This window comes from Vogesella sp. EB, from assembly GCF_001037925.1.
Taxonomy (GTDB): Bacteria; Pseudomonadota; Gammaproteobacteria; order Burkholderiales; family Chromobacteriaceae; genus Vogesella; species Vogesella indigofera.
This window is the reverse complement of the sequence record NZ_LFDT01000001.1, coordinates 196,985-208,963: the sequence shown is the minus strand read 5'-3', so window position 1 is coordinate 208,963 and position 11,979 is coordinate 196,985. Positions and strand designations below refer to the sequence as shown.

Here is an 11,979-nt window from a genome sequence, read left to right as displayed (position 1 = left end):
GGCCAACCTTGCAGGGTTGGCCGCAGGTCTAGACAGGGAATCCCGATGAGCTTTTTCGACAAACATGTTTTTGTCTGCTGTAACCAGCGCGCCGAAGGCGAAATGTGCTGCAACAACTTCGGCTCCAGCGAGCTGCTGGGCTATATGAAAGACCAGATCAAGGCGCGCGGCCTCAACGGCAGCGGCCAGATCCGCGTCAACAAGGCCGGCTGTCTCGGCCGCTGCGACGAAGGCCCGGTGCTGGTGGTGTACCCGCAGGAGACCTGGTACACCTTCATCGACAAGGCCGACATCGACGAGATCGTCGAAGAGCACATGGTCCATGGCCGTATCGTGGAAAGGCTGAAAATCTGATGCTGAAAGCGATGCAGAAGATCGACATCGCCGGCCCGGTCGGCGCGCTCGAAACCATCGTCATCCCCGCGGCGGGCGAGCAGACCGGTATCGCCGTGGTGTGCCACCCCAATCCGACGCAGGGCGGCACCAATACCAACAAGGTGATCCAGACCGCGGCCAAGGCGCTGTCGCAGCTGGGCTATACCTGCTACCTGCCCAACCTGCGCGGCGTCGGCAGCAGTGGCGGCAACCACGATCACGGCATCGGCGAGGTCGACGACGTGATCGCGGTGGTCGATTACGCACGGCAGCAGCACGGCACGCTGCCGCTGGCACTGGCCGGCTTCTCCTTCGGCGGCTTCGTCGCGGCACGCACCCGTGCCCGTATCGACGCCGACAAGCTGCTGCTGATGGGGCCGGCGGTGGGCAAGTACGAGATTCCGACGCCGGAGGTGCCGGCCGATACGCTGGTGATCCACGGCGAGGCGGACGAGGTGGTACCGCTGGAAAACGTGATGGTATGGGCGCGGCCGCAACATCTGCCGGTGATCGTGCTGCCGGAGGCCGGTCACTTCTTCCACGGCCGGCTGGTGCAGCTGGCGGGGCTGATCAAGCGCTGCTGGTAAGCGCTGGCGCTGTGCCGCAAGACAAAACGTTGGCCGCAATCTCGCGATTGCGGCCAACGTTTTTGTTTTTCGCCTGCGTCGATGTCAGCGCAGGTAGTCGCCGTCGGCTTCCGGCTGGTAGCTGACCGCCAGCACCTCGATGCGGGTGTGGCTGCCGTCCGGCAGCGGCCAGTCGATCTGCTGGCCGACGGCCAGCCCCAGCAGTGCGCTGCCGATCGGCGCCAGGATGGAAATGCGGCCGTTGTCGGCATCGGCGTCGGCCGGATAGCACAGCGTGATCTCGCGCGCCTCGCCGCTGTTGTGCAGGCGGATGCGGGCGCGGCTGTTCATGCTGATCACATCGGCTGGCATGTCCCGAGGTTCGACCACCTCGGCGCGGTCGAGCTCTGCTTCCAGTGCGGTCACCCCCGGGAAATCCTTGACCGAAACCCGTTCGATCAGGTTGGTCAGACGCAAGTGGTCCAGGCTGGACAGGGTGATCGCCGGCAGGCTGCTCATGGTCGCTCCTTCAATGGGTCTGGCGGGAGGCTCCCGCACAATGCAAAACGTGATGCGGCGGCAGGCGGCATCACGATGTCTGCATCATAGCCGATTCGCGCGATGGCGGACAGCCGGCCGCCGTTTGTCCGCAGGTGGCCAACTCCTCCTTTCGAACTAGTTTCCCCCGCCAAACGGCCTTGTACGGCTAACCCTTAATCGTTGTAGGGTTTAACCCTGTGGCGAATGTTGGCCGCATGTGCGGTGGCGTAAGGTGTGAGCTGTACTAATCGCGCGGGTAGCTCACCATGGCTTCGAATACTTACAAGCAATACGCTGTGCTGGCCTCCAGCACGGTGGCGTTTACCGTGTGCTTCATGATCTGGATGATGTTTGCGGTATTGGGCATTCCGATCAAGGAACAGCTCGGCCTGTCGGAAACCCAGTTTGGCATCCTGGCTGCGACGCCGGTGCTGACCGGTTCGCTGGTGCGGGTGCCGCTGGGCATCTGGACCGACCGCTTCGGCGGCCGCATCGTCCTGTTCCTGCTGATGCTGACCTGCGTGATCCCGATCTACGCGATGCAGTTTGCCACCAAGTACTGGCACTTCCTCGCCATCGGCCTCTGTGTCGGTCTCGCCGGCGGCTCGTTCTCGGTGGGCACCCCCTACGTGGCGCGCTGGTTTCGCAAGGAGCAGCAGGGCATGGCGATGGGCGTGTTCGGCGCCGGTAATGCCGGTTCCTCGCTGACCAAGCTGATCGCGCCCGGCATCATCGCCGCCGCCGGCTGGCAGATGGTACCGACCGTCTACGCGGTGATCATGCTGATTACCGCCATCCTGTTCTGGTTCTTCTCCTTCCACGATCCCAAGCACCTGGTGACCAGCAAGACCTCGCTGGCACAGCAGTGGGCGTTGATGAAAGACCCGGCGGTGCTGCGCTACTGCCAGTACTACTCGGTGGTGTTCGGCGGCTATGTCGCGCTGGCGCTGTGGATGACCAAGTACTACGTCGGCGAATACGGCTTCGATATCAAGCACGCCGCCTTCCTGGCCGCCTGTTTCTCGTTGCCCGGCGGTGTGCTGCGCGCAGTCGGTGGCTGGCTGTCGGACAAGTACGGCGCCTACAAGGTGACCTGGGGTGTGATGTGGGTGTGCTGGGTAGCCTTCTTCATCCTGTCCTACCCGCAGACCGCGTTCGTGATCCAGACCATCAACGGTCCGCAAAGCTTCCACCTCGGCCTCGGTACCACCATGTTCACGGTGATCCTGTTCGCCGTCGGCGTGGCGATGGCAATCGGCAAGGCCTCGGTGTTCAAGTTCATTGCCGACGAGTTCCCCGACAACATCGGCGCAGTATCCGGCGTGGTCGGCCTTGCCGGCGGCCTGGGTGGCTTCCTGTTGCCGATCATGTTCGGCGCACTGGTCGATCTGACCGGGGTGCGCTCCAGCTCCTTCATGCTGCTGTACGGCACCGTCTGCGTCTCGCTGATCTGGATGCACTTCTCCTTCCGCGCCGTGCGCCAGAAAGAGGAAGCGGCCGAGGCATCGTTTGCCAAGAGCGCAAAGCTGACCATGGCGGAGCGCTGATGTCCGGCTGACACCGGGTGTGATGTGTCGTAATGAATTTTAAGGGGTGGCAGGGGCCACCCTTCAGGGAGGATGACAAAATGTCACAAAGTTCGTCTCATGTTCTGACCCGCTGGGAGCCGGAAAGCCCCAGCTTCTGGCAGCAAGACGGCAAAGCCGTCGCCCGCCGCAATCTGTGGCTGTCCATCCCGGCGCTGACGCTGGCCTTCATCATCTGGCAGGTGTGGAGCGTGGCAGTGCTGAACATGCCGAATATCGGCTTCAGCTACACGCAGAACCAGCTGTTCTGGCTGGCGGCCTTGCCGGCGCTGTCCGGCGCCACGCTGCGCATTTTCTACTCCTTCATGGTGCCGATCTTCGGTGGTCGTCGCTGGACGGCAATCTCCACCGCCAGCCTGCTGATCCCGGCGATCGGCATCGGCTTCGCGGTGCAGGACCCGAACACCAGTTACGTGACCATGCTGATCCTGGCGCTACTGTGCGGCTTCGGCGGCGGCAACTTCAGCTCCTCGATGTCCAACATCAGCTTCTTCTACCCGAAGGCAGAGAAGGGGACCGCGCTGGGGCTGAACGCCGGCCTGGGCAACCTCGGCGTGTCGGTGGTGCAGTTCGTGGTGCCGATCGTGATCACCATGGGCCTGTTCGGCAGCTTCGGCGGCGAGCCACAGACCTGGGTCAAGGGTGAGGCCACCAAGCAGATGTGGCTGCAGAACGCCGGCTTCGTGTGGGTTCCGTTCATCGTGCTGTCGACGTTGGCCGCATGGTTCGGCATGAACGACATCGCCTCGGCCAAGGCCTCGTTTGCCGACCAGGCCGTGATCTTCAAGCGCAAGCACAACTGGCTGATGTGCTGGCTGTACATCGGCACCTTCGGTTCCTTCATCGGTTTTGCTGCCGGCTTCCCGCTGCTGATGAAAGGCCAGTTCCCGGATGTGGACCCGAGCAAGTACGTGTTCTTCGGCCCGCTGGTCGGCGCGCTGGCGCGTCCGGTTGGTGGCTGGCTGTCGGACAAGATGGGCGGTGCCAAGGTGACCCAGGTGGTGTTCGCACTGATGATCGCCGCAGTGTTCGGCGTGCTCAACTTCCTGCCGCACGGCGGCGAGGGTGGCAACTTCCAGGGCTTCTTCGCCATGTTCCTGTGCCTGTTCGCGCTGACCGGTATCGGTAACGGCTCCACCTTCATGCAGGTGCCGGCCATCTTCCTGACCCTGCACCAGCGCATGGCTGGCAAGGGCGACGCGGCGCAGAAAAAAGCGGTCGCCGACGCCACCAAGGAAGCCGCGGCGGTACTGGGCTTCTCCGGTGCCATCGGTGCTTACGGTGGCTTCTTCATCCCGAAAAGCTACGGTACCTCAATCGCGCTGACCGGCGGTGTCGATGCCGCGCTGTACGCCTTCATCGCCTTCTACGTCAGCTGCCTGCTGATCAACGGCTGGTACTACGCCCGCAAGAACGCGGAAGTGCCTTGCTGACGACTTCTCCAAGTTTGCGGACTTTTTCTGCAATCTTCTTCGGCGCCCCTCGGGGCGCTTTTTTTTGTGCCGCGGCGGCGGTGATGATCCCGCCGAACCGCGTGCCATCGCGAATTGCTAGATGTGGATCAAGGCTGACACAGGGTGCCGCCGGCTATACGTCATGCGCATCAGCAATGGTGGCGGGATAGCGCACACCTTGCCGCACCACCATACGAGCCGCCCACAGGCGGCCAGCCGCACGCAATGACAGGAAATCCAGCAAGCGTAATGCCCACGACGTTAACCGGCTTGACCCCTCTTCTGGAGTGTGACGATGACCATCAAACTGAAGTTGTTGTGTTTTACCGTTCTGGCCCTGCTGGCGGCGCTGGTGCCCAGCATGGTGGGCCTGAACGCCTTGCGGGCGGCCGATGCCAAGCTGGACGTGGTCAATGAAACCATCATCCCGCGGCTGGGGCTGGTGGCGAATATCCGCAGCACGTTCAAGGATCTGCGTATCGACGACATCCTGCAGGTGTACGAGCAGGACAGCAGCTTCCAGCTGCAGGCGCGGCTGCGTACCCGCGAAACCTCGCACAAGCTGCGCCAGCTGCTGCGGCAGCTGAAATCGCAACTGCGTCATCCCGAGGACCTGGCCAACCTGCAACGTTTCGACACACTGTTCGAGCAATACCTGCTGCTGCTGGACCGGGTGCACGCGGTGCGGGTGACGCCGGGAATGACGCCGCCGCAACTGTCGGCGGCGATGGAGCCGTGGCGCCAGGTGGGCACCGAGCTGGGCAGCTCGGTGACGGCCATCGTCAACGACGTGCTGGACGAGGGGCGTCACAACCGGGCGCAGGCCGAGGCGGAGATGGCCTCCGCCAAGCTGGCGTTTGCGGTGTCGCTGCTGCTGTCCATGGTGTTGCTGTTCGGCTGTGGCTGGCTGATCCTGCGCAGCATCAACCGCCCGGTGCAGTCGGCCGTGCTGGCGGTGCGCGGCATTTCCGACCGCCAGGACCTGTCGCAGCGCGTGGTGGTGCACAAGAATGACGAGATCGGCGGCCTGCTGAAGGCGTTCAACCACTTGCTGGGCAAGATGCGCGACTCCATCCACCAGATCGGCCATCACTCGCACGCGGTGACGGTGGCGGCGGAAGACCTCAGCGTGGCGTCCGACCAGGTGAAGAGCGGCGCCCACCACGCCAGCGTGTCGGCCACGGAGATGGCGGCGGCGGTGGAGGCGGTTACCATCAGCATCGGCCACATTGCCGAGCGCACCCGCGATGCCGACCGGCTGGCGACGGCCTCCGGGCAGCAGGTGGTGCACAGCGAACGGATGATCCGTGACACGGTGACCGAGATCGAGAGCATCGCCAGTGCGGTGAACGACACCGCGCGCTATGTGCAGGAGCTGCAAAGCCGCAGCGAGTCGATCGGCTCGGTGGTCAACGTGATCGGCGAGATTGCCGACCAGATCAACCTGCTGGCGCTGAATGCGGCGATCGAGGCCGCCCGTGCCGGCGAATCCGGCCGCGGCTTTGCCGTGGTTGCCGACGAGGTACGCAAGCTGGCCGAGCGCACCACCGCGTCCACCGGGCAGATCCACGCCACCGTGTCCAGCATCCGCGAAGGTTCGACCGCCACCGTGCACCTGATCGGCGACGTGGTTGGCCGCGTCGAGCAGGGCGTGGCGCGGGTGCGCGAGGCCGGTGTCGCCATCGGCGAGCTGCGCACCCTGGCCGGGCAGGTCGGGCAGCAGGTGGCGGATATCGCGGCCGCCATCCACGAGCAGAGCGAAGCCAGCGGCCGCATCTCGCAGAAGGTGGAAGGCATCGCCCAGATCGCCGAGGAGAGCAGCGCCGCGGCGCAAAGCACCGCGCTCAATGCGCTGCGCCTGCACGAGCTGGCGCAGAACATGCGTCGCGACGTGGCCTGTTACACCACTTGAGCCGGGCCGCTGCGGGCGAGAGCCGGCAGCGGGCAGGGTGGTCGCCGCCGTGGGCATGATGGTAATTTTCTTACATGAAACTTACATTTAATGAGTGGCGTGTATGGGCGTTGCCGTGGTGTCGGCAACGCCGTATTTTTTCAAGACCATGAAAATCAACAGGAAAAATTACCGCCATCGCAATGGCTGCCGCTTAATTGTTGTAAGAATGGTGAAAGTAATCGAGTACAAGCCGCATTGTCATTAGACTACCGCTCCCATGCATAACAACACACGGAGCCCTCGTCACATGCCACAGCATGTCCACACACCACAATACGGGAAGCCGCTGGCGGTGCTGACTTCCCTGTTTTTCATGTGGGGTCTGATCACCTCGCTCAACGACATCCTGGTGCCGCATCTCAAGGGCGTGTTCGCGCTGAGCTATGTGCAGGCGGCACTGGTGCAGTTCAGCTTCTTTACCGCCTATTTCGTCGTGTCGCTGCCGGCTGGGCGGCTGGTGCAGGCCTGTGGCTACCAGCGCGGCATTGTCGCCGGGCTGTGCACCGCCGGCATCGGCTGCCTGCTGTTCTATCCGGCGGCGGCCAGCCTGTCGTATCCGGCCTTTCTCGGCGCGCTGTTTGTGCTGGCGGCGGGCATTACCGTGCTGCAGGTTGCGGCCAACCCTTACGTAACGCGACTGGGGGCGGCGAAGACGGCGTCCAGCCGCCTCAACCTGACCCAGGCCTTCAATGCGCTGGGCACCACCGTGGCACCGCTGCTGGGTGCGATGCTGATCCTGGTCGACAGCAGTGACGGCGCGGTGGCCGAGGCCAGCGCGGTGCAACTGCCGTATCTGGTGCTGGCCGGCCTGCTGTTCGCCATCGCGGTGGTGTTCGCACTGCTGCGCCTGCCGGCAATCAAGGACGAGCATCCGCAGCAGGCGGCCGCCGCCGGCGAGGTGGTGCGCCACAGCGTGTGGCAGTACCGCCATCTGCTGCTGGGTGCGGTGGCGATCTTCGTCTACGTCGGTGCCGAGGTCAGCATCGGCAGCTTCCTGGTCAGCCTGATGGAGCAGCCGGACATCGGCGGTCTGAACCAGGCCGCAGCCGGCCGTCTGCTGGCGGTGTACTGGGGCTGCGCCATGGTTGGCCGCTTCCTGGGCAGCGTGGTGATGCGCCACGTCGCCGCCAGCAAGGTGCTGGCCTGCAACGCGCTGCTCAGCGTGCTGCTGATCGCCGTGGCGGTGCTGTGTGGCGGCAAGCTGGCGATGTGGAGCCTGCTGGCGGTCGGACTGTGCAACTCGATCATGTTCCCGACCATCTTCTCGCTGGCGCTGAACGGGCTGGGGCGCTTCACCAGTGCCGGCTCCGGCGTGCTGTGCATGGCGATTGTCGGCGGGGCGCTGATGCCGCTGCTGCAGGCATCGCTGGCGGACAGCCTCGGTCTGCTGCTGTCCTTCGTGGTGCCGCTGCTGTGCTACCTGTTCATCTTCTACTACGGCATCGCCGGTCACAAACCGCGCTGATGGTGGTTTGGCCGCGCTGAAGCCGCTCCCCGGGGAGCGGCTTTTTCATGCTCGTCGCGCCACCGCATCACGGGGCGGATACCTCCCAACGCCGGGGGCGCCTACCACTTTCGAACTAGTTGCCTTCCTCCCTCTGCGCCACATCGCTGCCACCTGTGGCGAATGGGCGCCATTGCCCCGTTTTCCTATTCTGTCAACCGTGACCACAGGTATCCGCATTCGCTTGCGGCCAACCTTTGCGGGCCGCGATGGCGGCAAAAATACGGAGGCAAAATGAGCCACTTTCTCGACAGACTGAATTTTCTGGGCAAGGTGAAATCCACCTTCGCCGATGGCCACGGTGCGGTGGTAAAAGAAGACCGCAAGTGGGAAGACGGCTACCGTCAACGCTGGCAGCACGACAAGATCGTGCGTTCCACCCACGGCGTGAACTGCACCGGCTCCTGTAGCTGGAAGGTGTATGTCAAAAACGGCCTGATCACCTGGGAAACCCAGCAGACCGACTACCCGCGTACCCGTCCCGACCTGCCTAACCACGAACCGCGCGGCTGCCCGCGTGGTGCGTCGTACAGCTGGTACGTGTATTCCGCCCAGCGCGTGAAATACCCGATGGTGCGCGGCCGCCTGATGAAGCTGTGGCGCGAAGCCCGCAAGACCATGGGCGCCATTGACGCCTGGGAACAGATCAGCCAGAACCCGGAAACAGCCAAACAGTACAAATCCAAGCGTGGCCAGGGCGGCTTCGTGCGCGCCAGCTGGGATGAAGTGAACGAAATCATCGCGGCATCCAATGCCTACACCATCAAGAACTACGGCCCCGACCGCGTAGTCGGCTTCTCGCCGATTCCGGCGATGTCGATGGTGTCCTACGCCGCCGGTAGCCGCTACCTGTCGCTGATCGGTGGCGTACCGCTGTCGTTCTACGACTGGTACTGCGACTTGCCGCCGGCCTCGCCGCAGGTATGGGGCGAGCAGACCGACGTGGCCGAATCGGCCGACTGGTACAACTCCACCTACCTGATGGTGTGGGGCTCCAACGTACCGATGACGCGTACCCCGGACGCGCACTTCTATACCGAAGTGCGCTACAAGGGCACCAAGACGGTGGCGGTATCGTCCGACTTCGGCGAAATGGCCAAGTTCGGCGACATCTGGCTGGCGCCGAAGCAGGGCACCGACGCCGCGCTGGCGATGGCCATGGGCCATGTCATCTTCAAGGAATTCCACCTCGACAATCCGTCGGCCTACTTCACCGATTACATCCGTCAGTACACCGACATGCCGATGCTGGTGACGCTGCGCCAGGATGGCGGCCGTTACGTGCCGGACTACTTCCTGCGTGCCTCGCACCTGGAAGCCAATCTGGGCGAGAACACCAATCCTGAATGGAAAACGCTGATCATCGACGAGCTCAGCGGCAAGATCGTGGCACCGAACGGCTCCATCGGTTTCCGCTGGACACAGCCGGAAGGCGAAGCCGGCAAGTGGAACCTGGAAGAGAAGGACGGCGGCAACGGCAACGAAGTCAAGGGTCGCCTGTCGCTGATCGAACAGCGTGACGACGTGGTTGGCGTGGCCTTCCCGTACTTCGCGGCCGAACACGACGAACTGCTGACCCGCAACGTGCCGGTCAAGCGCATCACCCTCGCCGACGGCAAGCAGGCGCTGGTGGCCACCGTGTTCGACCTGATGGCGGCCAACTACGGTATCGACCGTGGTCTCGGCGGCGGCAACGTGGCGAAGGACTACTTCGACGACGTACCGTACACCCCGGCCTGGCAGCAGAAACACACCGGCGTGAAGCCGGAGATGGTGATCCAGGTGGCGCGCGAATTCGCGCAGAACGCCGACCAGACCCGCGGCAAGTCGATGGTGATCGTCGGCGCGGCGCTGAACCACTGGTACCACATGGACATGACCTACCGCGGCATCATCAACATGCTGATGATGTGCGGTTGTATCGGCCAGAGCGGCGGTGGCTGGTGCCACTACGTCGGCCAGGAAAAACTGCGTCCGCAAACCGGTTGGGCACCACTGGCCTTCGCCGCCGACTGGAACCGTCCGGCCCGCCAGATGAACGGCACCAGCTTCTTCTACGCGCACACCAGCCAGTGGCGCCACGAGAAACTGGGCGTCAACGAGATCCTGTGCCCGACTGCCAACGGCAGCATGGCCAACATGGCGCTGATCGACTACAACGCCAAGGCCGAACGGATGGGCTGGTTGCCGTCGGCACCGCAGCTGACCACCAACCCGCTGGACATTACCCGTCTTGCCGCGGCCGAAGGCAAGGACCCGATCGCCTACACGGTGGAAGGTCTGAAGTCCGGCAAGCTGGACATGGCCTGCAACGACCCGGACAACCCGAAGAACTTCCCGCGCAACATGTTCGTGTGGCGTTCCAACATCCTGGGTTCCTCCGGCAAGGGCCACGAGTACTTCCTGAAGTACCTGCTCGGTACCCAGAACGCGGTGATGAACAGCGAAGAAGGCTGCATCAAGCCGAGCGAAATCACCGTGCGTCCGGCGGTGGAGGGCAAGCTGGACCTGCTGGTGGTGCTGGACTTCCGCATGTCCACCACCTGCCTGTACGGCGACATCGTGCTGCCGACCGCGACCTGGTACGAGAAGGACGATCTCAACACCTCCGACATGCACCCGTTCATCCACCCGTTGTCGGAAGCGGTACAGCCGCTGTGGCAGGCGAAGAGTGACTGGGAAATCTACAAGGGCTTCGCCAAGGCGATCTCGGAAGTGGGCGGCGACTACCTCGGCGTGCAGAAGGATCTGGTCCTGACCCCGCTGATGCACGACACCCCGGAAGAGCTGGGCCAGCCGTTCGACCCGCGCGACTGGAAAAAAGGCGAGTGCGAGCCGATTCCGGGCAAGACCATGCCGAAGATGACGGTGGTGGAGCGCGATTACACCAAGATCTACGACAAGTTCACCTCCATCGGCCCGTTGCTGGAAAAAGTGGGCAACGGCGGAAAGGGCATCGCCTGGAAGACCGGCCACGAAGTGGACGTGCTGCGCGGCCTGAACCAGACCGTGGCAGAAGGGGTTGCCGCCGGCCAGCCGAAGCTGAATACCGCCATCGACGCCGCCGAGATGATCCTGACGCTGGCGCCGGAAACCAACGGCCACGTGGCAGTGAAGGCCTGGGGCGCGCTGTCCAAGATCACCGGTCGCGACCACACCCATCTGGCCCTGCCGCGCGAGCATGACTCGATCCGCTTCCGCGATGTGCAGGCGCAGCCGCGCAAGATCATTTCCTCGCCGACCTGGTCGGGCCTGGAAAGCGAAGAAGTCAGCTACAACGCCGGCTACACCAACGTGCACGAGCTGATTCCATGGCGCACCATCACCGGCCGCCAGCAGTTCTACCAGGATCACCTGTGGATGCGTTCGTTTGGCGAAGGGCTGTGCGTGTACAAACCGGCGGTCGATCTGAAGACCACCGCGGCGGTACTGGGCAAGAAGTCGAACGGCAACGCCGAGATCGTCCTCAACTTCATTACGCCGCACCAGAAGTGGGGTATCCACAGTACCTACTCCGACAACCTGCGCATGCTGACGCTGTCGCGTGGCGGCCCGCACGTCTGGGTGTCCGAGATCGACGCCAAGAAGGCCGGCATCGTCGACAACGACTGGATCGAGGTGTTCAACGTCAACGGTACGCTGACTGCCCGTGCGGTGGTGTCGCAGCGGGTGCCGGAAGGCATGACCCTGATGTACCACGCCCAGGAGAAGATCGTGAACGTGCCGGGCGCGGAAACCAGCGGCAAGCGCGGCGGTATCCACAACTCGGTAACGCGGGCGGTCACCAAACCGACGCACATGATCGGCGGCTATGCCCAGCTGTCGTGGGGCTTCAACTACTACGGCACCGTCGGCTCCAACCGCGACGAATTCGTGATCGTACGCAAGATGAAGAACGTGGACTGGCTGGACAAGCCGCTGGCTGATAACGCCTAAACCCTTTTGGCCGCGAAGCCCGCGCCGGCATGCAGTGACGCTGTAAGGTGTCGTGCGCGGGGTT

At 63.6% G+C, this 11,979-nt stretch carries 8 protein-coding genes; 7 read left to right on the top strand and 1 reads right to left on the bottom strand.

All coding sequences use genetic code 11. From position 1 onward, the window contains the following. Positions 1-45 precede the first annotated feature (45 nt). Complete coding sequence (locus tag ACG97_RS00995) at positions 46-354, top strand: ferredoxin (protein ID WP_047965436.1); 309 nt, start codon at positions 46-48, stop codon at positions 352-354. Then, positions 354-962, top strand: a complete 609-nt coding sequence (locus tag ACG97_RS00990; RefSeq protein ID WP_047965435.1) for an alpha/beta hydrolase — start codon at positions 354-356, stop codon at positions 960-962. Before ACG97_RS00995 ends, ACG97_RS00990 begins: the two co-directional genes overlap by 1 nt. Before the next feature lie 84 nt (positions 963-1,046). On the opposite strand, the gene rnk is transcribed toward ACG97_RS00990, so the two are convergent. Continuing rightward, entirely contained in the window at positions 1,047-1,460 is a 414-nt protein-coding gene (gene rnk, locus ACG97_RS00985) for a nucleoside diphosphate kinase regulator (RefSeq protein WP_047965434.1), read from the bottom strand. A 287-nt stretch (positions 1,461-1,747) separates the two neighbouring features. Between rnk and ACG97_RS00980 the strand changes: the two genes are divergently transcribed. The 5 genes from ACG97_RS00980 (at position 1,748) to ACG97_RS00960 (ending at position 11,915) form a co-directional block, all read left to right on the top strand. Then, positions 1,748-3,028 carry a nitrate/nitrite transporter gene (locus ACG97_RS00980; RefSeq protein ID WP_047965433.1) on the top strand — a complete coding sequence of 427 codons (1,281 nt, stop codon included), beginning with the start codon at positions 1,748-1,750 and terminating at the stop codon, positions 3,026-3,028. Positions 3,029-3,108: 80 nt separating this feature from the next. Further along, positions 3,109-4,500, top strand: a complete 1,392-nt coding sequence (locus ACG97_RS00975) for a NarK family nitrate/nitrite MFS transporter (RefSeq protein ID WP_047965432.1) — start codon at positions 3,109-3,111, stop codon at positions 4,498-4,500. 316 nt (positions 4,501-4,816) lie between these two features. After that, on the top strand, positions 4,817-6,433 hold the full coding sequence (locus ACG97_RS00970) for a methyl-accepting chemotaxis protein (RefSeq protein ID WP_053068013.1): 1,617 nt from the start codon (positions 4,817-4,819) through the stop codon (positions 6,431-6,433). 289 nt (positions 6,434-6,722) lie between these two features. Next, positions 6,723-7,940 (top strand): sugar MFS transporter, encoded by a 1,218-nt coding sequence (locus ACG97_RS00965; protein ID WP_047965431.1) that lies wholly within the window; start codon positions 6,723-6,725, stop codon positions 7,938-7,940. 273 nt (positions 7,941-8,213) lie between these two features. After that, the gene (locus ACG97_RS00960) at positions 8,214-11,915 is read left to right on the top strand and encodes a nitrate reductase subunit alpha (RefSeq protein ID WP_047965430.1); all 3,702 of its coding nucleotides are present in this window, start codon (positions 8,214-8,216) and stop codon (positions 11,913-11,915) included. Positions 11,916-11,979: the final 64 nt, after the last annotated feature.